Here is a 22,770-nt window from a genome sequence, read left to right as displayed (position 1 = left end):
ATATAACGAAAAGACATAACAAATAATTTTATGTTCTTTGCGTCCGGAAAAAAGTGCGGTTATTTTTATGCAAGTTTCAAAATGAGTGAAAGGTAGAAAAATGCATTTTGTATTGCCCGGTTTTAAACGAGGATTATTGGTGACGATCTTATGGTTATCGTCCGTGATCCTGTTGCCGTTAATTTTATTAATTCTGACCGCACTCCAATTAAAAGGCGCGGAAATTTGGCAAATCGTCACCAGTCAACGCGTGCTCGCGTCCATTTATTTATCATTTAAAATGGCGGCGCTTGCTACCGTCGTGAATGTGGTGTTTGGTTTTCTTTTGGCGTGGATTTTGGTGCGTTATGAATTTTTCGGTAAAAAAATCGTAAACGCGTTGATTGATTTGCCCTTTGCCTTACCCACCGCCGTCGCCGGGATCGCTTTGGCGTCGCTTTATTCGCCGAACGGCTTGATCGGCGAATTTTTAATGCGTTTCGGCTTGCAAATCGCTTATACGCCGATTGGAATCAGTATCGCGTTGATTTTCGTCAGTTTACCTTTTATCGTACGCGCCGTGCAGCCGGTGTTGGCAAATCTCGACGGCAGTTTCGAAGAAGCGGCGAATATTCTCGGGGCGTCGAAATTCACTACCCTCCGCCGCGTGATTTTACCGATTCTATTACCGGCGCTTGTCGGCGGCGCGGGAATGGGCTTTGCACGCTCTCTCGGCGAATACGGCTCGGTAATTTTTATTGCGGGAAACGTTCCGCTGGTGTCGGAAATCGCCCCTTTGATCATTATGTCGAAATTGGATTTGTATGATGTCCAAGGCGCATCCGTCGTCGCGTTATTAATGTTATGCATTTCCTTTTTATTGATTATTGCGATTAACGCCTTGCAATGGTCGTTAGCGAAAAAAATCAGCCCGATAAAATAAGGAAATTTCGATGAAACACACAACCTCTCGCTGGCAACAATGGATTTTAATCGGTATCGGTCTCGCTTTTTTCACTCTTGTATTGCTTTTGCCGTTGCTGACGGTTTTCTACTATGCTCTTGAACAAGGCTTAGAACTATTTTTTAACGCCATTCGCGACGAAGAAGCGCTTAGCGCCATTTGGTTGACCTTAAAAGTCGCGTTAATCGTTTTGCCAATCAATCTTTTCATCGGCATCGTAATGGCGTGGACGATTGCTTATTTCCAATTCAAAGGTAAGAGTTTTTTAACCGCACTTTTGGATTTGCCGTTTTCCATTTCGCCGGTGGTCGTCGGCTTAATGTTTTTATTAATTTTCGGTTTGGACGGATTATTCGGTGCGTGGTTGTTCGAACACCAAATTCGCATTATTTTCGCCTTGCCGAGTATTGTGATCGTCACCTTGTTCGTCACTTTCCCGCTTATCATCAAAGCGTTAATCCCGTCGATGAGCGCCCAAGGCAACAGCGAAGAACAAGCCGCACTGATTTTAGGCGCTTCCACTTGGACGATTTTTTCCCGCGTGACCTTACCGAAAATCAAATGGCCGCTGATTTACGGCGTGATTTTAAGCAACGCGCGCGCAATGGGCGAATTCGGCGCGGTGAGCGTAGTGTCCGGTCATATTCGCGGACTCACCAACACCATTCCGTTATATGTGGAAATCACCTACAACGAATACCAATTTATCGCCGCCTTTTCCTGCGCCGCGTTATTGGCATTGCTCGCGCTAGGCACATTGGCGATCCAAAGCCTGGTCGAACAAATGCAACGAAAAAAACTCGAACGCGCCTCACACCGACAAGAAGTTTCACCGGCGGCAATTTAAAAGGAAAGAACAATGTCAATTCAAATCGAAAATCTGGAAAAACATTTCGGTGCGTTTCACGCATTAAAAGAGATTAACGTTCAGTTCAAACAAAACCAGTTAACCGCGTTATTAGGCCCGAGCGGTTGCGGCAAAACCACGTTGCTACGCATTATCGCCGGTTTGGAATTCGCCGACAGCGGCAAAATTCTGTTTGAAAACAACGACGTAACCGCGCTTTCCGCCGATAAACGCGGCGTCGGTTTTGTTTTTCAACATTACGCATTGTTCCAAAATATGACGGTGTTTGAAAACGTGGCTTTCGGTTTGCAAGTGAAACCGCGTAAATTTCGTCCGAGTAAAGAAGAAATTCACGAAAAAGTGACCGCACTTTTGCAGCTGGTGAAATTGGATTGGCTTGCTAACGCCTATCCGAATCAACTTTCCGGCGGACAGCGCCAACGGGTAGCGCTGGCTCGTTCCCTAGCCGTTCAACCGAAAGTGCTGTTATTGGACGAACCCTTCGGTGCCTTGGATGCTCAAGTGCGTAAAGAATTGCGTCGCTGGCTGCGCGATTTACACCAAGAATTGAATGTCACCAGCATTTTCGTCACCCACGATCAAGACGAAGCCTTGGATGTTTCCGATCGCATTGTGGTAATGAACAAAGGACAAATCGAACAAATCGACGAACCGACACAGATTTATCATTCGCCGCAAACGCCGTTCGTCACCCAATTTGTCGGCGATGTGAACGTGTTCCACGGGCATATCGATCAAGGAAATTTAGTGGTCGGCGAATTTTCTCATCGCATTGATCCGAATACCAATCACACTGTGCCGGTGGAAAATCAATCCGCCACCGCCTATATTCGTCCTTACGAATTAACCTTATCGCGCGCCGCCGACAACGCCCTCGCCGCAGGCATCATCACCCATATCAACGCCATCGGGTTTATCGTGCGCATTGAAATCGAAAGCCGCCAAAGCGAACAACCGATCGAAGTGATTCTCACCAAAGAAAGCTATATGCAATCGCAATACCGCATCGGCGAGCAAGTTTATTTAGTACCGGATAAATTAAATTTATTCCAACAAATGAATATTTAGACAAGAAAAAGCGGGCAAAACGCCCGCTTTTTTTCGATGTGTCGAATTCCTATTTTCCCCAAACTTCTTCGGCGATTTCGCGAATAAAGTTCAGCTTATTCCATTGTTGTTCTTCGGTTAAGATATTGCCTTCTTCCGTCGAAGCGAAACCGCATTGCGGGCTTAAGCAAAGCTGGTTGATGTCCACATACTGCGCCGCTTCTTGAATACGAGCGATGATTTCGTTTTTATCTTCCAATTCGCCGTTTTTTGATGTCACCAAACCTAATACGACTTGTTGATCTTTGATAAAACGTAGCGGTTTGAAATCGCCGGAGCGATCGCTGTCGTATTCCAAGAAGAAACCGTCAACACGGCAGTTGCCGAATAATGTTTCCGCCACCGGCTCATAACCACCGGAGGAGAACCAAGTGGAACGGAAGTTGCCGCGGCAGATGTGCATTGTGATAGTCATATCCGCCGGACGATCTTCAATGGCGCGATTGACCATATAAACGTAATCTTCGGCTAATTGGTCAAGATCAAATCCGCGCGCTTGATAGGCGGCACGTTTTTCTTCCGAACACAATTCTCCCCAGCTGGTATCGTCTAATTGCAAATTACGGCAACCTAAATCATAAAATTTTTGCACCGCACTTTTATAAGCGTCAGCGATGTCGTCCAATAATTGACGATTATTATCCGCATAACGCGCAATCGGTTCGTAATGGGTTTCGCGCACAGTGCAAATCAAATGCAACATTGACGGCGACGGCACGGTGAATTTCACCGGATAATCGCCGGAAAGCGCTTGTAACGAACGATAATGTTGTAAAAACGGATGCGTATCGGAAAAACCGACTTTATCGACGATTTTTAAGGTTTTCGGGCGTACGTTATCGTGTTTGAATTGCACGGAGAATTTCTCCGCGTCCACTTCTTTCACACCGTCCAACGCGGCTAAGAAATCCAAATGCCAGAAAGTGCGGCGGAATTCGCCGTCCGTTACGGCGTGTAATCCGACGGCTTTTTGATGTTCGACCAATTTGGCGATTTCTTCATCTTCCACACGAGTTAAATCCGCGCAAGAAATATCACCGCACGCGCATTGTTGGCGGGCGTGTTTTAAATTTTCCGGACGTAAAAAACTGCCGACGATGTCAAAACGATAAGGTGCTTGTGTGCGAGGTTGTGCGTTAGGAAATAATTTGCTCATTGTTGTTTTTCTCTTTTGTTATGGAAGTGATTGATTCTAACAAATTTATTGTCTGAAGAAGATGAAAAAATTTTGTGTCGTCGATGAAAATCATTCATCTGAACATTGCGCCGATTACGCAAAAGTGCGGTGAATTTTCACCGCACTTTTTTAGCGATAAGACACGTTTTCTTCACGATCCAAATAAATTCGCGTCGTTGCCGGTTGCGTGTCGGCGATAATCTTACCGTCGCGAATCGAATATGCCGTCGGCACTTGGCGTCGCACCGCATCGAATCCGCTTTCCGCCGGTAAAATAATCAGATTGGCACGGTTTCCTACTTGAATACCGTAATCTTTGATTCCTAGCGCTTTGGCGCTGTTTTCCGTCACCAATTTTAAGCCGTCGTTAATTTGTCCGTATCCCATTAGCTGACAAACGTGCAAACCCATATGCAACACTTGCAACATATTGGCGGTACCTAGCGGATACCAAGGATCAAACACGTCATCGTGCCCGAAACAAACATTGATATTATTTTTCAACATTTCTTTTACGCGCGTAATGCCACGACGTTTCGGATAGGTATCGAAGCGACCTTGCAAATGAATATTCACCAGCGGATTCGCCACAAAATGAATGCCCGACATTTTTAATAAACGGAACAAACGCGAGGCATAAGCGCCGTTATAGGAATGCATTGCCGTGGTATGACTTGCCGTCACCTGATCGCCCATTTCGTATTTCAGTGCTAAGGCGGCGACGGTTTCGACGAAACGAGATTGCTCGTCATCAATTTCATCGCAGTGAATATCCAGTTGTTTGCCGTATTTACGCGCTATATCAAAAGCGATATGCATCGATTGTACGCCGTATTCGCGGGTAAATTCAAAATGCGGAATCCCGCCGACCACATCGGCGCCCATTTCCATCGCTTGTTCTAATAAAGTTTCGCCGTTCGGATAAGACAAAATCCCTTCTTGCGGAAATGCGACGATTTGCAAATCCACCCAAGGTTTGACTTCTTGTTTCACTTCAAGCATTGCTTTCAGCGCGGTGAGCGTCGGATCCGACACGTCAACGTGGGTTCTGACATATTGCACGCCGTTGGCGATTTGCCATTTTAAGGTTTTCCACGCGCGTTGTTTAACATCTTCGTGGCTTAACAAAGCTTTACGTTCCGCCCAGCGTTCGATTCCCTCGAATAATGTGCCCGATTGATTCCAATTCGGTTGTCCCGCCGTTTGAGTGGCATCCAAATGAATATGCGGTTCGACAAAAGGCGGATAAGCAATGCCGCCCTGTGCATCAATATCGCAAGGCAAACTGCGATCGGCGTGATCTTGCGCCTCGATACGTTCGAATTTGCCGTCTTTAATCGAAATTTGCCAAAGCCCGTCTTTAGCCGGCAAACGTACATTTTGAATAATCATTATTTCGCCTTATTTTAATTTGCAAATCAAAGAGTTAAGAATAGCATAAGAAAGTGCGCCGCCGATTACCGCATTAACCGGAATAATTCCCGGTAAAAACTTACCGCACATTACACCGATCGCCACCGCAATAATCGCCGCCCAGTTAATGGTGACGAATTTCGCTTCATCAAAGTTTGCATAAGCTTTGCGGCGCAATACATAATCGGCGATGATCACCCCGCCCACCGGCGGAATGGCGGAAGACAAAAACGTCAACCAGCCGACGAAATTATTATACAACCATAACGCGCATAGCGTTCCGATAATCCCGTTGATGACGGATAAAATTCGGCTGCTTAATCCGGTGATATTGGCAAAACCTAAACCTGAAGCATACAAAGCGTTGTCGTTAGTCGTCCAAATATTTAAGCCGAGTACGATAATCGCCGGCAAAATCAAGCCTTGCGCAATCATTACGTCGGAAATATCGGACATTCCTTTTACAGCCGCGCCCGCCGCGCCGAACACGAACATTAACGTATTGCCCAAAAAGAAGGCGATCATACTAATTACGATGGCTTGCTTAGCCACACGCCCGAAACGCACGAAATCGGCGGTTAAGGATCCTGCGCTAATAAATGATCCCACCACTAAAGTAATCGCCATTGACAACGACATCGGTTCGCTCGGTAAAATTTGTTTTAATACGTCCAATCCGCCCGCTTCCGTCACGGCTAAATATACGGAATAGGAACCCAATAGCGCGATTGCCGGCACCGCAACGGAGGATAAAATCGTGAGCGCGGAAATACCGAAAAAGACGGTGATCGTCATCAATGCGCCGGAGGCTAAAATCAGCCAATTTACATCAATGCCGGTAACTTTGTTGACCGGAATGGCAAACATTGCCACGCCCACGCCGAACCAACCCACTTGCGTGCCGCCCAATAATAACGACGGCAACCAAGATCCTTTTACCCCGAAGGAATAACGCGCAAGAATATGTGTCGTTAAACCGGTTTTCGCACCGATATAACCTAAGCACGAGGTGTAAACGCCCAACATTAAGTTTCCGACAATGACGGCAAACCAAAAATCATTGTAATTCAATGAGGTACCTAAGGTACCGCCCGTCCACATACTCGCCGAGAAAAAGGTTAATCCCAACATTACGAATGTCAGCGCCACAACACCTTTGCGCTGATCTTGCGGAACCGGTTTTAAACTGAAGTTATCCAGACTCATTTTTTATCCCCTGTAAAAATCAAAAAATCGTTGCATTATAATCACCCGTCACAAAAAAGAAAACGTTTGCGTAAAAATAACCGAAAAATTCACCGCACTTTTGGCGCCATTATTTTTTATTTTTGCGTAACGGATCGTAAAAATGGCAAAACCGCCTATTCCGATGAATTTTTCCTCGTTACCCTATGGACAAAACGGAATAACGAGGAAGAAAAATGGGACGTTTATTCTTTGCTTTATGGCTGAGTTTTATCGGCTTATGCCACTTAAAAGCCGCACCGCCGGAATTAATGTTATTGGACACTTATACCAATCAAGATGTAAAAAATTGGGTAATGAGCGAAAAATTGGATGGCGTGCGCGGTTATTGGGACGGGCAGCAGCTTTTTACGCGACAAAATAATATCCTGACGCCGCCGAGCTATTTTATTAAAGATTTCCCGCCTTTTGCCATTGACGGCGAACTTTTCAGCGAACGCAACCGCTTTGAAGAAATTTCTGCGATCGTGCGATCGCAAAAAGATAAAGGTTGGGAAAGTTTGAAATTATATGTGTTCGATGTGCCTAATGCACCGGGAAACTTATTCGAACGCTTATCGCTGTTAAAGGATTATTTGCACATTCATCCCACGCCTTATATTCGAATTATCGAACAAATTCCTATTCGGAACGCGGCACATATTCGACAATTTCTCGCCCAAGTGGAAGCACAACAAGGCGAAGGCGTTGTGCTGCGCAATCCTAATGCGCCTTACGAAACCAAACGCAGTTCACAAATTTTAAAATTAAAGACCGCACTTGACGAAGAATGTGAGGTTATTGCGCATCATCAAGGCAAAGGACAATTTGAAAATATGTTGGGTTCGTTGACCTGTAAAAATCATCGCGGCGTATTTCGTATCGGATCGGGCTTTAATTTTTCCGATAGAACGAATCCGCCGCCTATCGGTTCGACAATCACCTATAAATATCGCGGGATCAATAAAAACGGATTGCCGAAATTCGCCACTTATTGGCGGAAAAAAGAAAACTAAAAAAATACCCCGAATACAGGGTATTCAGGGTATTCAGGGTATTCAGGGTATAACCTTCGGTTTAGGCAGAATTATGCCAATAATTTATCTAATTCCGCGCTGACTTCTTCCACGCGTTGCGTACCGTCCAAACGGAAATAACTTGTGTTGCCCGCTTTTGCTTCCGCTTGGTAGTAATCCACCAACGGTTTGGTGGTGTTGTGATACACTTTTAAGCGATCCAAAACGGTTTCCGGTTTGTCATCGGCACGAATAACCAAATCTTCGCCGGTTACGTCGTCTTTACCTTCCACTTTCGGCGGATTATACACAACGTGATAAGTACGACCGGAAGCTTGGTGTACGCGGCGACCGCTCATTCGTTCGACGATCACTTCATCCGGCACATCAAATTCCAATACATAATCGATAGCGATCCCCGCCGCTTTCAATGCATCCGCTTGCGGAATAGTACGCGGGAAACCGTCCAATAAGAAACCTTTTGCGCAATCCGCTTGAGCGACGCGTTCTTTCACCAAAGAAATAATCAAATCGTCCGGCACAAGTTGTCCCGCATCCATTAAAATTTTCGCTTGTTGTCCCAATTCGGAACCGGCTTTAATCGCTGCGCGCAACATATCTCCGGTAGAGATTTGCGGAATACCGAATTTGTTCATAATAAATTGTGCTTGGGTTCCTTTTCCTGCGCCCGGCGCACCCAATAAAATAATTTTCATAATCACCTCGTTAAATAAAAAAACGGCTATACGATACCGCGCTTAGCCTTTAAACTCAAGTCCGAAATGTGCATTCGGCGTTCTTTCACACAGAACGCCGAACAGGAAATTAAGATTCTTCGACTAAATCTTGTTCCGATAAAGGTTCGACCGGTTGTTTGCGGTATTTATCCACCCACAATAAGAAGTTTGCATATACCGTGCCGGCAACGGAATGCCATACGCAAGCCACTGCGCAAACAACGGCGGATTCCGGTATGGTCGGGAAAAATTTCATACTTAATCCGGTTGCCAATCCGGCATTTTGCACGCCCACTTCGATTGAAATGGTTTTCTTCTTCGGTAAACTCATTCCGAATAATTTTCCACCTAAATATCCCAAGGCATAACCGATTAAATTATGGAAAACGATACAAAGCAATACGATGAATCCCGATTGCAAGAAATAGTTACCGTAAAGCGCCACTACGCCGCCGACGATAAACGCGAAGTTGATCACCGCCACGCCGGGCATTAATTCGCGCAAATCTTGGAACCATTTTTTACGATGCAAAGTGATATTCAAAACCGAACCGACCAGAACCGGTAATACGGTTACTAACAGCATAAATTTAAACATCGCCCAACCGTCCATTTCTACGGTTTGACCGACGATATAATTCAACAATAAAGGCGTCATTACCGGTGCAAGTAAGGTGGAAACTGTGGTCATTCCGACGGAAAATGCCACATCGCCCTTGCATAAAAAGGTCATAATATTCGACGCCACGCCCCCCGGACAAGAGCCGACCAACACCAATCCCAAGGTGAGTGCCGGTGAGAGATCAAAACCTTTCGCCACCGCAATCGCCGTAAACGGCATTACCGTATATTGCAACACCGTACCGATTAAAATATCAAGCGGGCGCTGGGCAAGAATTTTGTAATCTTGTACGCCGAGCGTCATTCCCATAGATAGCATAATCAAGCTTAATACGATAATTTGCGCATCGCCTTTTACCCAAGTAAAAAGTTCGGGTTTGTAGAACGTGACGCACGCCAACAAAATAATAAAAAGTGCGGTGAATTTTGCTAATAAATAGCTTAATTTCTTCAGAAATAACATAAATGCTTCCCTAGATTTTCATACTTAAACAAAACCGAATATTATCGAATTCGACGGTTCGATAATAAAATTTTGCGCAATAATTACGCAAAGCGAATAGAAAGTCAATTTAGTTTAACGATTGCCTAGCCTAAAAATACCGAATTGTTGATAAAACGCAAAAAAGCGGGCGTTAAGATTTATTCCAAGGCGCCACCCAAATTAAACATAACATTCCCGGCACGGCGAGCCAAAAGCACAACCAGAAATAATCATAATAACCGAGATGTTGAATTAATGTGCCGGCTTGCGTATTTAATGTTGCGCGCGGCAAGGCGGATAAGCTGGTGAATAATGCCAGTTGCGTCGCCGTATAAAGCGGATTGGTTTCGCGCGCCATAAACGCGACGAATGCGGAAGTGCCCAATCCGATACCGATATATTCGGCGGCAACCACCAAAGTTAACGCGAACAAGGCGAAATTATCCACTTGTTCGAACGGCCCTAATCGAGCCAACCACGCAAAGCCCAAAATCGTCACGATTTGTACGACACCGAATAGCCACAAAGCGCGGTTAATACCGATTCTCAGCATAATAATGCCGCCGACAATACCCGCCACAATCATCGGCCATAACGAGGCGTTTTTCACCACCAAGCCGATTTGCGTCATACTGAATCCCATATCGAGATAAAAAGGCGAAATCAACGCCGTCGCCATACTGTCGCCGAGTTTATACAGAAAAATAAACGCTAAAATACCCAACGCAGACCAAACGCCTTTGCGATTAAAAAATTCTTTGAAAGGTTCAATCACGTTTTCTTTTAAAGTGCGGTGTTTATTGAGCGCAATTTGCGGTTCTTTACTTAAAAACAGCGTCATTAAAATACCGGGTAACATAAACAACGCCGTGATCACAAAAACCGATTGCCAACTCATATAATCCGCCAAAATTAAAGCGAGCGAACCCGGTACTAAGCCCGCGATGCGATAAGCGTTAACGTGAACGGAGTTACCTAATCCCAATTCGTTATCGGATAAAATTTCCCGCCGATAGGCATCCAACACGATATCTTGGCTAGCGGAGAAAAAAGATACCAGCGCAGCAATCGCAGCAATAATCGCCAAACCGAATTGTCCGTGCGGTTCTAAAAAGCCGAATAAACTCAAAGAGATAATCAGCAATAATTGCGTGATTAGCATCCAACCGCGACGTCTGCCTAAAAACGGCGGAACAAAACGATCCAACAGCGGCGCCCAAAGGAATTTCCACGAAAACGGCAAGGTGACGATAGTGAAATAACCGAGGGTTTCCAAATCCACTTTTTCGGCACGCAACCAAATCGGCAACAGGGAAATAATAATGTAAAAAGGCAGTCCGGAACTAAAGCCGGTAAAAATACAAATCAGCATACTACGGCTGAAAATTTGAGAAAATAAAGTCGGTTTTGCGTCGGTCATTCTAAAAGTGCGGTCATTTTTGAGAGTTTTTTATAACATATTAGCGCAAATCATTGCGCTAATATGTAAGACAAGAGGCTTAATCGCGATAGCCTTTCGGATTATTTTTTTGCCAATTCCAAGTATCTTTCATCATTTGCGTTAAATCGCGTTCCGCACGCCAGCCTAATTCTTGCGCTGCCAAACTCGGATCGGAATAACACACGGCAATGTCGCCCGGACGGCGATCGGTTAACTGATAAGGAATGGTAATGTCATTGGCTTGTTCGAACGCCTTAACCATATCCAACACGGAATAGCCCGTGCCCGTGCCTAAATTGTAAATGTGCAATCCGGCATCGTTTTCGTGACGTTCAAGGGCTTTTAAATGCCCGATAGCCAAATCCACGACGTGAATATAATCGCGCACGCCCGTGCCGTCGTGTGTCGCATAATCGCTGCCGAATACGGATAATTGCGGCAATTTGCCGATCGCTACTTGGCTGATATAAGGTAATAAATTGTTCGGAATGCCGTTCGGATCTTCGCCGATTAAGCCGCTTTCGTGCGCACCTACCGGATTAAAATAACGCAAAATAGTAAAGCTGAATTGCGGTTCGGCTTTGGCAATATCGGTTAAAATTTGTTCCACCATTAATTTCGACGTGCCATAAGGATTGGTCGTACTGCCGACTTTGCAATTTTCCGTAATCGGAATAATTTCCGGATCGCCGTAAACCGTGGCGGAGGAACTGAAAACCAAATTACGCACGCCGGCTTTTTTCATTTCCTGCACTAAAACCAAGGAACCCGTGACGTTATTTAAATAATATTCCGCCGGTTTTTTCACGCTTTCGCCCACGGCTTTCAAGCCGGCAAAATGAATCACCGATTGAATGTCATTTTCTGCAAAAATTTGCTGTAATAGCGCCGTATCTAACACGTCGCCTTGGTAGAATTTCACTTGTTTGCCGGTGATTTGCGTCACGCGATCCAAAGATTTTTCCGAAGAATTGCATAAGTTATCCAAAACCACAACTTCTTTGCCCGCATTAAGCAATTCCACTACTGTGTGCGAGCCGATATATCCAGCACCGCCGGTTACTAAAATCGCCATTTCATTTCTCCTAAGTTAATGAACCGAATTGCCGCTTAGTATAGCAAGATTTCAGCTTTCAAGGAAAACAAACTTGCTTACGGAATCAACGAAATATAATTACACGACAAAGAAAGAACGAACTTATTATTGTGCGGGCGGTCATAGAAGGTAATACCGTTTAGATATGGTATTGTCATAAAGTCTAACTCTTGTTAGGCTCGGTGTTAAAAGATTAAACAAATCAATGTAGTGGAGTTTTATTGATGAAAAGCAAAATGAAAATGATCTCGGTCGTCTTTGTCGCCCTTTCTCTCGCCGCGTGCGCACAAATGTCCAAAACCCAGAAAAACACCGCAATCGGCGCGGCGATCGGCGGCGTGGCGGGCAATGCTATCGGCGGAACCACCGGTGCAACCTTAGGCGGTGCGGCATTAGGCGGGCTAATCGGCAGTCAAATTAATAAATAGTCTTGTTTTTCGCCGCCTTATAAGCGCCCTGCGAGGACAAAAAAGACGATGTATTTAGATTAAATATCAACCTCAAAAGATCGACAAATTCTAAATTATCTTCCCTTAATATTAAGATCCGTTAATCGGATCTTTTTTATTGCATAAAATCCGACGCAAACGTTTACTATTTGATTCTTTCAGGTAAAATACCGGCATTTTTATTTAATTATGATGAAGGTATCTTATGTCTTTAGAAAGTCAATTCGAACTGACCCAACGAGGTTCGACAGTTCGTCAGGAAGTGGTTGCCGGTTTAACCACCTTTTTAGCAATGGTCTATTCCGTTATCGTCGTGCCGAATATGTTAAGTGCGGCGGGTTTCCCGGCAGAAAGCGTGTTTATCGCCACCTGTTTGGTTTCCGGTTTAGGTTCGATTTTAATCGGATTATGGGCAAATGCACCGATGGCGATCGGTTGTGCCATTTCGTTAACGGCATTTACGGCGTTTAGCTTGGTATTAGGGCAAAACGTCAGTATTCCTGTCGCTTTGGGCGCGGTGTTCTTTATGGGGGTGGTCTTTACACTGATTTCCGCCACCGGCATTCGTTCGTGGATTTTACGCAACCTTCCGGCAAGTATTGCGCACGGTGCGGGTATCGGGATCGGTTTGTTCTTATTGCTTATCGCAGCAAACGGTGTCGGCATTGTGGTCGGAAACCAAGCGGGTTTGCCGGTGAAACTGGGCGATTTCGCATCCTTCCCTGTTTTAATGGCATTATGCGGTTTAGCGGCGATTATCGGTTTGGAAAAAATGCAAGTGAAAGGCGGTATTTTATGGGTCATTATCGCCATTACGTTGATCGGTTTAGTATTTGATCCTAACGTCAAATTCGGCGGTGAAATTTTCAAAATGCCAACATTCGGCGAACAATCGTTATTCTTAGAATTAGATTTGGTCGGCGCCTTACAACCGGCAATTTTACCGGTGGTATTCGCATTAGTAATGACCGCAGTTTTTGATGCGACAGGTACAATCCGCGCCGTTGCCGGTCAAGCGAATTTATTGGATAAAGACGGTCAAATCATCAACGGTGGCAAAGCCCTAACTTCCGACTCCGTAAGTAGCTTGTTCTCCGGTATTTTCGGTACGGCACCGGCAGCGGTTTATATCGAATCCGCGGCTGGTACGGCTGCAGGTGGTAAAACCGGTATTACTGCGGTTGTCGTCGGCGTATTGTTCTTATTGATGTTATTCTTCCAACCTTTAGCCGGTTTGGTTCCCGGTTATGCCACGGCGCCGGCATTAATGTACGTCGGTTTATTAATGCTAAGCAACGTGACAAAATTGGATTTCAATGACTTCGTCGGCGCAATGAGCGGCTTGGTTTGTGCGGTATTTATCGTCTTAACCGCTAACATCGTCACCGGTATTATGTTAGGTTTCGCTACCTTGGTTATCGGTCGCTTAGTCAGCGGCGAAGTGAAAAAATTAAATATCGGTACCGTTGTGATTGCCATTGCCTTAGTCGCGTTCTATCTCGGCGGTTGGGCGATTTAGTCGTAAAATCGGATAGAAAATAAGGTTAATTATTTGACTCAATTAGCCTTATTTTATTGACAAAGTGCAATCGCTCCCTTCTCCCCTTGTGGGAGAAGGACAGATTTTTGTTTCGTTCAGAAACAAAAATCAGGATGAGGGGGATTTTGCGAAGCAAAATAACATTTTTGTAATGACGATAAATTATTACCCCTCATCCGCCCTGCGAGCACCTTCTCCCACAAGGGGAGAAAGAAAATGATGATAAATGGCTATAAAGGTTTGTCATCAGCCTAAGGCTAATTGTTTGATGCAATTAGCCTTTTTTATATTTATTGAATTGCTTTTATCGGCAAATGTCGATAGCGCAAATGAATGACGACAAAAATCAGCATCGAAAACAACGCGACAATACCGCCGATGACGCCGATATAATTCAATCCCAAATGTTGCATTACTTGATTGCCGAGCAACGCCCCGCCGCCGATGCCGATATTATAAATCCCTGAGAAAATCGCCATTGCCACATCCGTTGCATCGGGCGCCAGTTGCAAGACGCGAACCTGTAAACTCAACCCTATCGCCGCAATACCAATGCCCCAAACAAAAACTAAAGCGAACATTACATAGCCTTGCGTGCCACAAAGGAATAACAAGAACAGCGATAAGGTTAAAATAGTCATTGCCGTTAATAAGAATTTTGCCGGCCCGAAACGATGATAGCGCGTAAACAACAAACTGGACACCACACCGGATAAACCGAAAATCAATAATACCGCCGTCGTTACGCTCGGATCCATTCGGGTAATACGGATCATAAAAGGCTCGATATAACTATATGCGGTAAAATGGGCGGAAACGGCGAAAATGGTAATCACATACAAGCCGACTAACAGAGGGCGCTTAAACAATAACGGAACGCTGCTTAACGAACCGGCGTTTTTACTGACTAAGTGCGGTAATAATCGGTAAAGAAAAATTAAAATCACTGCGGCGATCACACCGATAACGGCAAAAGTTATCCGCCAGCCCGCCGCCTGCCCGATAATGCGTCCTAACGGTAATCCCAGCACCATCGCCAATGCGCTACCCATTGCTAATAATCCCAAGGCTTGCGCTTTTTTATCTTTCGGCGCAAGGCGCACTGCCAAAGATCCAGTGATCGCCCAAAATATCGAATGAGTGATGGCAACACCTATGCGCGAAATTAATAACACTTGGAAATTCCACGCGACCGCAGACAAAATATGGCTCAAAATAAATAAAGTGAACAGTTTGATTAATAAACTTCGCCGCTCTAATTTCGCCGTTAATAACATAAAGGGCAAAGAAAGCACGGACACGATCCACGCATAAATGGTAATCATCAAGCCCACATCGGAAACGGGCATTTGAAATCCCGCGGCAATATCAGATAACAGGGCAACGGGAATAAATTCCGTTGTATTAAAGATAAATGCGGAAAATGCCAAACAAATAACGCGCCACAGTTTAATCCGGCGCACGATTTTTAGAGGTAACATAATGAGAAGTCCGAGAGAAATAACTACGTTATTGTACCACTCGGTAATAAAAGATCACGGTTAACGACGAAATTTTTCTTTCAGAAAATCCCGAATTTGCTCGCGCAAATTGCCGTTTAATAAAATTTCGTATTGCGGTGCGGCACATTGATCAAAAAAACGAATCGGCAAACCGAATTTACGGTATTTTTCTTCTTGCGCCTTAAGTTCAAGCGTAATATCGCACGTCACATCGGGTAATTCGACAATTCCTCGTCCGGATAAACGAATTCGTTTATCTTCGCCGAATAACTCGTCGATCCACAAACGCGTCGGTTCCCAACGCAATTTGCCTTCCAATCGTTCAAAAGCACTGTTGGCATTTTGCAGTTGCGCCGGATCATAATTAATCGGCAAATGGTTTGACACGATGGAGAGAATATTTAATCCGCTGAATTCACCGTTTTGAATGGTAAAATGCGCTTTTCCTTGATTAATACGCTGTTCGAAAAAGGCTAATTCGGCATCAAAATCCACCTTCCCGCTCAGAATTTGCGGTAATTTTAAGGCATTCAGCCATTTATTCACGTCCAAATCCTTGCCGGAAACTAGCACCAAGCCCGAACGATCCGCATAAAAAGACAACAAATTAATTTTGATAAAAGCTTTATTGTTATTCAACAAATACAGCAATAAATCTTTTTCTTCACGAATGAAAGAGGCGTTAATATAGGTAAATAATTCGTCGTTAATGTGCAAATTATAAGAAAGCAACACTTTATGCCCGTCTTTGTGGGTGGAAAGAATGCCTTGATCCAATTTAAAGTAAAATTGTTTATCGTCCGCGTATAACGGTTGATATAAATCTAAATTAAGCGAGAAATTTTTAAATTCCGTATCCGGCCCGTTAAAGGCGATTTCTCCGCTACTTTTTAAATGATTTCGATATTTATCTTTTCCTTCGAAATCAACGAAATACCGCCATTTATCCGACATTTCCACTTCGCCGGTACAGCCGGTTTGAAAATATTTCACTACATCGGGCAAATCCTTCAGATAAAGTGCGGTCGGTTTTATCGTTAAATTTACCTCGGAAAAATTCGGCTTGGTTAATTTGCCGCGTTGCAGTTCGATTTGCTCCAAACGCACTTTGCCGATAAACGCAGCTAAAGGACTTAATTCGACATTAATTTTTTCGAAAAAAAACGACCGCTCTTTGTCAAATTGTGCAGAAGCATTTTGCAACGTAATTTTCGGTATTGGGAAAAGCTGAAAGTCAACGTCTTCGAATTGCACGTTTTGTTTTTGCAACGCTTGCACGAATTGTCGCTCCAAGCGCGTTTCTTGGATATAAATAACGGAGAAGATCGCAATAATAAATAATACGCACGGCAGCGCGATCCTTCTCCACATATTATTTGTCCTCGTCGATACGGCTTGCCACCGCATTTTGTTGATTTTTATATTTTGCGTCTTGGCGACGGTTGTAAGGTCTCGCCGCTTCGCCGCTGAGAATTTCGAAACTTAAGGCGCCGATCACCATATTCGGACGCAAAGCTAAAGGCAATTTGCCCGAATTAAAAAATTCCAACACGATTTTTCCGTCCCAACCCGGATCGATCCGATGCGCCGTGACGTGCACCATTAAGCCGAGGCGCGCCAAGGAAGAACGCCCGTCCAACCAGCCGATAATATTCGCCGGTAAACGCACCGCTTCCAACGTGGTCGCCAATGCTAATTCGCCCGGATGCAAAAAAAACGCTTCGCCGTCGTCAATTAAAATTTCTTCGCTCATTACCGCTTCTAATTGCGCGGAAACTTCTTCTTTCGGCCCGCTGAGATCGATATAAGGCGCGGTATGTTCGCGAAATACGCGGAAAGAATTGCCCAAACGCACATCAATCGTCGCACCGTTGATTTTGTCATCGGAGGGTCTCGGCGTTAACGAAATAATACCGTCGTTTAAATAGCGTTCAATATCGGTGTCACAAAGTCTCATCGTCAGTCCTTAATTTTTTCCTAAAAGATGCATAATTTGCGCTTTTAACAGATTAATCGCAATACGATTTTTCCCGCCGCGCGGCACGATAATATCGGCATATTGCTTGGACGGTTCGATAAATTGTAAAAACATCGGGCGTACTGTTTTGCGATATTGTTCGATCACGGATTGCAACGAGCGACCGCGTTCTTCCATATCCCGCTGTAAACGGCGGATAAAACAAATGTCCAACGGAGTATCCACAAATACCGAAATATGGGCTTCTTGTCGCACGCGTTCGTCGGTTAATAATAAAATGCCTTCTAAGATGATCACTTTTTTCGGTTGGAAACGCACGGTTTGCTCGGTGCGCGTATGTTCCGTATAACTATACACCGGAATATCCACGGATTCGCCGTTTTTCAGCGCGCGTAGCTGGTCGATCAGCAAATCTCTGTCCATTGAATTGGGATGATCGTAATTGGTTTGAATACGTTGTTCAAAGGCTAAGTGGCTTTGATCTTTATAATAGCTGTCCTCGGAAATAATTCCGATATCTTCGCAGCCCAGTTCTTCGCAAAGCTCCCGATGAATGGTGGAAGCGATTAAACTTTTACCTGACGCCGATGCGCCGGTAATCGCAATAATAATACAAGAGTTGTCCGACATAATTCACATTTAACCAACAAATTTATTTCCCGAATTATAAAGAAAATTTATAAAATTTGATAATCATTTAAGCAAACGGAACGAAATAAAAAGACATAATCTCCCATTATGTGATTCGCCTCACGTTATTTTTTCTCGCTTTCGCGTAGCATACGCCCAATCAAAACGACAAATTTGATCACATCACGCCACATTTTGGCAAGCAAAAAATAACAATAACAAGTTAAGGAGTATTCGTTATGAAATTAAACAAAATTTCCGTGGCAATTTCGACCGCACTTTTAACCGCCGGTTTATTCGTCACGGCGCAAGCGAACGCGCAAGGCAGATTGGTGGTCTATTGCAGTGCGACGAACGAAATGTGCGAAGCCGAAACCCAAGCCTTCGGCGCGAAATATAATGTAAAAACCTCTTTTATTCGTAACGGTTCCGGCAGCACTTTCGCCAAAATCGAAGCGGAAAAAAACAATCCGCAAGCCGACGTGTGGTACGGCGGTACTTTCGACCCGCAATCTCAAGCGGGTGAATTGGGTTTATTGGAACCCTATCGTTCGCCGAACATTGATCAAGTCGTCGAACGATTCCAAGATCCGGCGAAAATCAAAGGCAATCTCAGTTCCGCCATTTATATGGGGATTTTAGGTTTCGGCGTAAATACGGAACGCTTGAAAAAACTCGGCATTACCGAAGTGCCGAAATGTTGGAAAGATTTATTGGATCCGCGCTTAAAAGGTGAAATTCAAATCGCCGATCCGCAAAGTTCCGGTACGGCTTATACGGCGATCGCTACCTTTGTGCAACTTTGGGGCGAAGACGGAGCCTTCGATTATTTCAAACAATTACACCCGAATATTTCGCAATACACGAAATCCGGTATCACACCGTCTCGCAATGCGGCACGCGGCGAAACCACTGTAGGTATCGGTTTCTTACACGATTATTCCTTGGAAAAACAACAAGGTGCGCCGATCGAGATGATCGTACCTTGCGAAGGAACCGGTTATGAACTCGGCGGAGTGAGCATTATTAAAGGCGCACGCAATATGGAAAACGCTAAACTCTTTGTGGACTGGGCGCTTTCTAAAGAAGGGCAAGAATTGGCGTGGAAAAAAGGTCGTTCCTTCCAAATTCTGACTAACACCACGGCGGAGCAATCACCAACAGCATTCGATCCGACGACGTTAAATCTGATTAACTATGATTTTGAAAAATACGGCGCCGCCGATGAACGTAAACGTTTGATTACGAAATGGGTCGATGACGTTAAATTAGCAAAATAATTATCAAAAAAGAATGTGGTGCTTCACCACATTCTTATCTTTTTTATGCGAGGTATTATGATTTCCGCAAAATTACCCTTGACCCACAGATCAACTTTTTGGGTCATTTTGGCATTTATTGCATTTTTAATTTTGCCGTCCACTGCGCTGGATTACGGTTTATTAGACAGTACCGCCGATGAATTCTTGGCAGCAATGGGCTGGTCGTCTGTTAACTTAACCATTCTATGGTTTTTGCCGTTAATCGGATTTTTACTTTTCCCGATGTTGAAGTTATCCGTTGAAAAACAAGCGAAAGCCGAACTTTATTTGGTCGCTTTCACGGTGCTATTCGCGTTTGTAACGGCTACGATCTATAAAGTCAGTATGGGTTATTCGATGATTATGTTAATCGTCAGTTTAACCGCACTTGCTACCTTGGCGCTCGCCAAGTTGAAAATAATGCAAGGCGATAAATTTATTCTTGCCTCGCTTATCAGTATTATTCTGATTATTTTCTTTTTTATCGTTTATCCGACCGTCGCAATTTTTATTTCAATGTTTTATGACGGCGACACCTTTGCGCCAGAGCAAGTCATTCGTATCTTAAATCAAAAATACATTTTACGCGTTATTACCAATTCCTTGTTTTTATCCGGTTTTGTCGGGTTGATTTCCACGATTTTCGGTTTAGCCTTTGCGCTCTACACCACGCGAATCGCGCGTCGCACCGCCTTTATCGGCAAAATCTTTTCCATTTTACCGATTGTCACACCGCCGTTTGTGGTCGGTTTAGGCGTAACTTTAATGTTAGGTCGTTCCGGCTATGTCACGGAATTTTTGGATACCTATTTAGGCTTTACCAATCACAACTGGCTATACGGTTTTGCCGGTATCGCCATTGCGCAGATTTTAGCCTTTGCCCCAATTTCATTTATGATTTTAGACGGCGCGTTAAAATCCATTCATCCCTCCATCGAAGAAGCGTCTTACACCTTACGCGCCAATCGTTACCAAACGTTCTATAACATTATTTTTCCGCTGTTACGTCCGGCATTGGCGAATTCGTTTTTAATCGTCTTTATCCAATCCCTAGCCGACTTCAGTAATCCGTTGGTCTTGGGCGGCAGTTTCGATGTAATCGCCACGCAAATTTACTTCTATATTGCCGGTTCGCAATTAGATTACGCCTCAGCCAGCACTTTGGGATCAATGTTGTTAATTTTCTCCCTTGCCATTTTTATCATTCAATATTTATGGATCGGCAACCGCTCTTACGTCACCGTATCCGGCAAATCCTATCGCGGCGACGTACAAGAATTGCCTAACGGCTTGAAATTTACCATTATTGCAATGCTTGGTTTTTGGATTATATTTAACCTCGCACTTTACGGCAGTATTTTCTACGGCAGTTTCACTGTCAACTGGGGCGTCGATTACACCTTAACCTTACGCAACTATGCAATGTTGTTCGGACAAGGTTTAAGCGACGGTGCGTGGCCGTCTTTGATCAACACAATGATCTATGCCGGTATCGCCGCACCGCTCACCGCTCTATTCGGCTTGCTTATCGCTTACATTGTGGTCAGAAAAGATTTCCAAGGTAAAAAAAGTTTGGAATTTCTCACAATGTTATGTTTCGCCGTACCGGGCACAGTTGCCGGGGTGTCTTACATTCTCGCCTTTAACAATGCGCCGATGTACATCACCGGCACGGGCATCATCATTATTATTTCAATGGTAATGCGTGATTTGCCGATCGGAATGCGTGCCGCCATTGCGGGTTTAGGGCAACTTGACAAATCCCTTGACGAAGCCTCGCTTTCCTTAAAAGGCAGCTCGTTCAAAACTATTTGGTATATTGTTTTCCCATTATTAAAACCGGCGTTATTATCCGCGCTCGTCACCAGTTTCGTGCGCGCAATGACCACCGTCAGCGCCATTATCTTCTTAGTCACCGCCGATACGCGTGTGGCGACCGCATACATATTGAACCGAGTGGAAGACGGCGAATACGGCATTGCAATCGCCTACGGCTCGATTTTAATCGTGGTAATGATGGCAATTATCCTGTTCTTTGACTGGATTGTGGGCGATACGCGTATTTCTCGTTCCAAAGCGAAAAAAATGAACTAACGCGCAGTGCGGCGGCATATTTCGCCGCAAGAATACATTATAAAGGTGCGCAAATCAGGCGCACCGCAGAATTAAAATCAATAGGTAGTAATATGAGTAATACTGATTTCTTAGTTTTAAAAAATATCACCAAAGCTTTCGGCAAAACCGTAGTTATCGATAATTTGGATCTCACCATTAAACGCGGCACAATGGTAACCTTATTAGGCCCGTCCGGTTGCGGCAAAACCACCGTGCTACGTCTGGTCGCAGGTTTGGAAAGCCCGACATCAGGACAAATTTTTATCGACGGCGAGGATGTTACCAAATCCTCCATTCAAAACCGCGATATTTGTATCGTCTTCCAGTCTTATGCCCTTTTCCCGCATATGTCAATCGGCGATAACGTCGGCTACGGGCTAAGAATGCAAGGCATCGGCGGAGAAGAACGTAAACAGCGCGTAAAAGAAGCGCTCGAATTGGTTGATTTAGCCGGTTTTGAAGATCGTTATGTGGATCAAATTTCAGGCGGTCAACAACAACGCGTCGCCCTCGCGCGCGCCTTAGTGCTGAAACCGAAAGTGCTACTTTTTGACGAACCGCTCAGTAACTTGGATGCCAATCTTCGCCGTTCAATGCGTGAAAAAATTCGTGAATTACAACAACGTTTAGGCATCACTTCCCTTTATGTGACCCACGATCAAACGGAAGCTTTCGCCGTTTCGGACGAAGTGATCGTAATGCACAAAGGAAAAATTATGCAAAAAGCGCCGGCGAAAGAATTATACCTTCGCCCGAACTCGCTGTTCTTGGCAAACTTTATGGGCGAAAGTAGCATTTTCGACGGTCAACTGGCACAAAATCGCATAACCGTTAACGGTTATACGTTTACCTTACCTGACACGCAACAATTCGGATTACCGGACGGCGATTGTTTAGTCGGCATTCGACCGGAAGCCATCACCTTAAAAACCGACGGCGAACCGAGCCAACGCTGCCGCATTAAAAGTGCGGTCTATATGGGCAATCATTGGGAAATCGTCGCCGAATGGGGCGGAAAAGATTTGCTTATCAACGCCAATCCGGACAACTTTATACCGGATTTGACCGAAGCCTATATTCACTTGGCGGAACACGGCGTGTTCTTATTGAAAAAAGAATAAACGGATA

21 protein-coding genes are annotated in these 22,770 nt (G+C 44.6%); 10 read left to right on the top strand and 11 right to left on the bottom strand.

The genetic code is table 11. The annotated features are described in order from the left end of the window. Positions 1–100: 100 nt before the first annotated feature. Genes cysT through CVP04_RS00250 form a run of 3 tightly spaced genes read left to right on the top strand, consistent with a single transcriptional unit; the run spans position 101 to position 2,879 of the window. Positions 101–922 carry a sulfate ABC transporter permease subunit CysT gene (gene cysT / locus CVP04_RS00260; RefSeq protein ID WP_100295531.1) on the top strand — a complete coding sequence of 274 codons (822 nt, stop codon included), beginning with the start codon at positions 101–103 and terminating at the stop codon, positions 920–922. A gap of 10 nt (positions 923–932) precedes the next feature. Then, entirely contained in the window at positions 933–1,790 is an 858-nt protein-coding gene (cysW, locus tag CVP04_RS00255; RefSeq protein ID WP_100295530.1) for a sulfate ABC transporter permease subunit CysW, read from the top strand. Between the two features lie 12 nt (positions 1,791–1,802). Further along, the gene (locus CVP04_RS00250; protein WP_100295529.1) at positions 1,803–2,879 is read left to right on the top strand and encodes a sulfate/molybdate ABC transporter ATP-binding protein; all 1,077 of its coding nucleotides are present in this window, start codon (positions 1,803–1,805) and stop codon (positions 2,877–2,879) included. Positions 2,880–2,928: 49 nt separating this feature from the next. Here CVP04_RS00250 and CVP04_RS00245 read toward each other — a convergent pair whose 3' ends face one another. From CVP04_RS00245 to codB, 3 genes are all read right to left on the bottom strand, one after another. Next, positions 2,929–4,074: a 5-methyltetrahydropteroyltriglutamate--homocysteine S-methyltransferase gene (locus CVP04_RS00245; protein ID WP_100295528.1), complete on the bottom strand. Its 1,146-nt coding sequence runs from the start codon at positions 4,072–4,074 to the stop codon at positions 2,929–2,931. Positions 4,075–4,224: 150 nt separating this feature from the next. Then, the gene (locus CVP04_RS00240) at positions 4,225–5,487 is read right to left on the bottom strand and encodes a cytosine deaminase (RefSeq protein ID WP_100295527.1); all 1,263 of its coding nucleotides are present in this window, start codon (positions 5,485–5,487) and stop codon (positions 4,225–4,227) included. Between the two features lie 9 nt (positions 5,488–5,496). Next, positions 5,497–6,714, bottom strand: a complete 1,218-nt coding sequence (gene codB, locus CVP04_RS00235) for a cytosine permease (RefSeq protein WP_100295526.1) — start codon at positions 6,712–6,714, stop codon at positions 5,497–5,499. A 66-nt stretch (positions 6,715–6,780) separates the two neighbouring features. Here codB and CVP04_RS12180 point away from each other — a divergent pair, with 66 nt between their 5' ends. After that, entirely contained in the window at positions 6,781–6,960 is a 180-nt protein-coding gene (locus tag CVP04_RS12180) for a hypothetical protein (protein WP_100295525.1), read from the top strand. Then, positions 6,930–7,748: a DNA ligase gene (locus tag CVP04_RS00225; protein ID WP_100295524.1), complete on the top strand. Its 819-nt coding sequence runs from the start codon at positions 6,930–6,932 to the stop codon at positions 7,746–7,748. Before CVP04_RS12180 ends, CVP04_RS00225 begins: the two co-directional genes overlap by 31 nt. A gap of 71 nt (positions 7,749–7,819) precedes the next feature. Here CVP04_RS00225 and adk read toward each other — a convergent pair whose 3' ends face one another. The 4 genes from adk to galE all read right to left on the bottom strand — a co-directional run bounded on the left by adk (position 7,820) and on the right by galE (position 12,106). Then, positions 7,820–8,464: an adenylate kinase gene (gene adk / locus CVP04_RS00220; protein ID WP_100295523.1), complete on the bottom strand. Its 645-nt coding sequence runs from the start codon at positions 8,462–8,464 to the stop codon at positions 7,820–7,822. Positions 8,465–8,573: 109 nt separating this feature from the next. Beyond that, positions 8,574–9,569, bottom strand: coding sequence for a bile acid:sodium symporter family protein (locus tag CVP04_RS00215; protein WP_100295522.1), 996 nt, complete (start codon positions 9,567–9,569; stop codon positions 8,574–8,576). 172 nt (positions 9,570–9,741) lie between these two features. Then, positions 9,742–11,010, bottom strand: coding sequence for an AmpG family muropeptide MFS transporter (locus CVP04_RS00210; RefSeq protein WP_100295521.1), 1,269 nt, complete (start codon positions 11,008–11,010; stop codon positions 9,742–9,744). Between the two features lie 79 nt (positions 11,011–11,089). Then, entirely contained in the window at positions 11,090–12,106 is a 1,017-nt protein-coding gene (gene galE / locus CVP04_RS00205; RefSeq protein ID WP_100295520.1) for a UDP-glucose 4-epimerase GalE, read from the bottom strand. Positions 12,107–12,369: 263 nt separating this feature from the next. On the opposite strand from galE, the gene CVP04_RS00200 reads away from it, so the two are divergent. Continuing rightward, positions 12,370–12,555 carry a glycine zipper 2TM domain-containing protein gene (locus tag CVP04_RS00200; protein WP_423738287.1) on the top strand — a complete coding sequence of 62 codons (186 nt, stop codon included), beginning with the start codon at positions 12,370–12,372 and terminating at the stop codon, positions 12,553–12,555. A 226-nt stretch (positions 12,556–12,781) separates the two neighbouring features. Beyond that, positions 12,782–14,095 carry an NCS2 family permease gene (locus tag CVP04_RS00195; RefSeq protein ID WP_100295518.1) on the top strand — a complete coding sequence of 438 codons (1,314 nt, stop codon included), beginning with the start codon at positions 12,782–12,784 and terminating at the stop codon, positions 14,093–14,095. A gap of 311 nt (positions 14,096–14,406) precedes the next feature. On the opposite strand, the gene CVP04_RS00190 is transcribed toward CVP04_RS00195, so the two are convergent. From CVP04_RS00190 to udk, 4 genes are read right to left on the bottom strand one after another with little or no spacing between them, the layout of a single operon-like run. Beyond that, positions 14,407–15,597 (bottom strand): sugar transporter, encoded by a 1,191-nt coding sequence (locus CVP04_RS00190; protein WP_100295517.1) that lies wholly within the window; start codon positions 15,595–15,597, stop codon positions 14,407–14,409. 60 nt (positions 15,598–15,657) lie between these two features. Beyond that, positions 15,658–16,989, bottom strand: a complete 1,332-nt coding sequence (locus CVP04_RS00185; RefSeq protein WP_100295516.1) for a hypothetical protein — start codon at positions 16,987–16,989, stop codon at positions 15,658–15,660. 1 nt (position 16,990) lies between these two features. Beyond that, positions 16,991–17,575, bottom strand: coding sequence for a dCTP deaminase (gene dcd, locus CVP04_RS00180; RefSeq protein ID WP_100295515.1), 585 nt, complete (start codon positions 17,573–17,575; stop codon positions 16,991–16,993). Positions 17,576–17,584: 9 nt separating this feature from the next. Then, the gene (gene udk, locus CVP04_RS00175) at positions 17,585–18,226 is read right to left on the bottom strand and encodes a uridine kinase (protein ID WP_100295514.1); all 642 of its coding nucleotides are present in this window, start codon (positions 18,224–18,226) and stop codon (positions 17,585–17,587) included. A gap of 239 nt (positions 18,227–18,465) precedes the next feature. On the opposite strand from udk, the gene CVP04_RS00170 reads away from it, so the two are divergent. The 3 genes from CVP04_RS00170 to fbpC all read left to right on the top strand — a co-directional run bounded on the left by CVP04_RS00170 (position 18,466) and on the right by fbpC (position 22,763). After that, positions 18,466–19,506 carry an ABC transporter substrate-binding protein gene (locus tag CVP04_RS00170; protein ID WP_100295513.1) on the top strand — a complete coding sequence of 347 codons (1,041 nt, stop codon included), beginning with the start codon at positions 18,466–18,468 and terminating at the stop codon, positions 19,504–19,506. 57 nt (positions 19,507–19,563) lie between these two features. Further along, positions 19,564–21,621 carry an ABC transporter permease gene (locus CVP04_RS00165; RefSeq protein ID WP_100295512.1) on the top strand — a complete coding sequence of 686 codons (2,058 nt, stop codon included), beginning with the start codon at positions 19,564–19,566 and terminating at the stop codon, positions 21,619–21,621. Between the two features lie 92 nt (positions 21,622–21,713). Beyond that, positions 21,714–22,763, top strand: a complete 1,050-nt coding sequence (gene fbpC, locus CVP04_RS00160; RefSeq protein WP_100295511.1) for a ferric ABC transporter ATP-binding protein — start codon at positions 21,714–21,716, stop codon at positions 22,761–22,763. Positions 22,764–22,770: the final 7 nt, after the last annotated feature.

It is taken from the genome of Caviibacterium pharyngocola (assembly GCF_002795405.1).
GTDB classification, from domain to species: domain Bacteria; phylum Pseudomonadota; class Gammaproteobacteria; order Enterobacterales; family Pasteurellaceae; genus Caviibacterium; species Caviibacterium pharyngocola.
Note: the sequence above shows the minus strand (reverse complement) of the source record. Positions and strands in the feature narration are given on the sequence as shown.

Excerpts from the sequence above, each read along its gene's own strand:
- cysT (WP_100295531.1), top strand. The coding sequence starts at position 101 with ATGCATTTTGTATTGCCCGGTTTTAAACGAGGATTATTGGTGACGATC.
- cysW (WP_100295530.1), top strand. The coding sequence starts at position 933 with ATGAAACACACAACCTCTCGCTGGCAACAATGGATTTTAATCGGTATC.
- CVP04_RS00250 (WP_100295529.1), top strand. The coding sequence starts at position 1,803 with ATGTCAATTCAAATCGAAAATCTGGAAAAACATTTCGGTGCGTTTCAC.
- CVP04_RS00245 (WP_100295528.1), bottom strand. The coding sequence starts at position 4,074 with ATGAGCAAATTATTTCCTAACGCACAACCTCGCACACAAGCACCTTAT.
- CVP04_RS00240 (WP_100295527.1), bottom strand. The coding sequence starts at position 5,487 with ATGATTATTCAAAATGTACGTTTGCCGGCTAAAGACGGGCTTTGGCAA.
- codB (WP_100295526.1), bottom strand. The coding sequence starts at position 6,714 with ATGAGTCTGGATAACTTCAGTTTAAAACCGGTTCCGCAAGATCAGCGC.
- CVP04_RS00225 (WP_100295524.1), top strand. The coding sequence starts at position 6,930 with ATGGGACGTTTATTCTTTGCTTTATGGCTGAGTTTTATCGGCTTATGC.
- adk (WP_100295523.1), bottom strand. The coding sequence starts at position 8,464 with ATGAAAATTATTTTATTGGGTGCGCCGGGCGCAGGAAAAGGAACCCAA.
- CVP04_RS00215 (WP_100295522.1), bottom strand. The coding sequence starts at position 9,569 with ATGTTATTTCTGAAGAAATTAAGCTATTTATTAGCAAAATTCACCGCA.
- CVP04_RS00210 (WP_100295521.1), bottom strand. The coding sequence starts at position 11,010 with ATGACCGACGCAAAACCGACTTTATTTTCTCAAATTTTCAGCCGTAGT.
- galE (WP_100295520.1), bottom strand. The coding sequence starts at position 12,106 with ATGGCGATTTTAGTAACCGGCGGTGCTGGATATATCGGCTCGCACACA.
- CVP04_RS00200 (WP_423738287.1), top strand. The coding sequence starts at position 12,370 with ATGATCTCGGTCGTCTTTGTCGCCCTTTCTCTCGCCGCGTGCGCACAA.
- CVP04_RS00195 (WP_100295518.1), top strand. The coding sequence starts at position 12,782 with ATGTCTTTAGAAAGTCAATTCGAACTGACCCAACGAGGTTCGACAGTT.
- CVP04_RS00190 (WP_100295517.1), bottom strand. The coding sequence starts at position 15,597 with ATGTTACCTCTAAAAATCGTGCGCCGGATTAAACTGTGGCGCGTTATT.
- CVP04_RS00185 (WP_100295516.1), bottom strand. The coding sequence starts at position 16,989 with ATGTGGAGAAGGATCGCGCTGCCGTGCGTATTATTTATTATTGCGATC.
- dcd (WP_100295515.1), bottom strand. The coding sequence starts at position 17,575 with ATGAGACTTTGTGACACCGATATTGAACGCTATTTAAACGACGGTATT.
- udk (WP_100295514.1), bottom strand. The coding sequence starts at position 18,226 with ATGTCGGACAACTCTTGTATTATTATTGCGATTACCGGCGCATCGGCG.
- CVP04_RS00170 (WP_100295513.1), top strand. The coding sequence starts at position 18,466 with ATGAAATTAAACAAAATTTCCGTGGCAATTTCGACCGCACTTTTAACC.
- CVP04_RS00165 (WP_100295512.1), top strand. The coding sequence starts at position 19,564 with ATGATTTCCGCAAAATTACCCTTGACCCACAGATCAACTTTTTGGGTC.
- fbpC (WP_100295511.1), top strand. The coding sequence starts at position 21,714 with ATGAGTAATACTGATTTCTTAGTTTTAAAAAATATCACCAAAGCTTTC.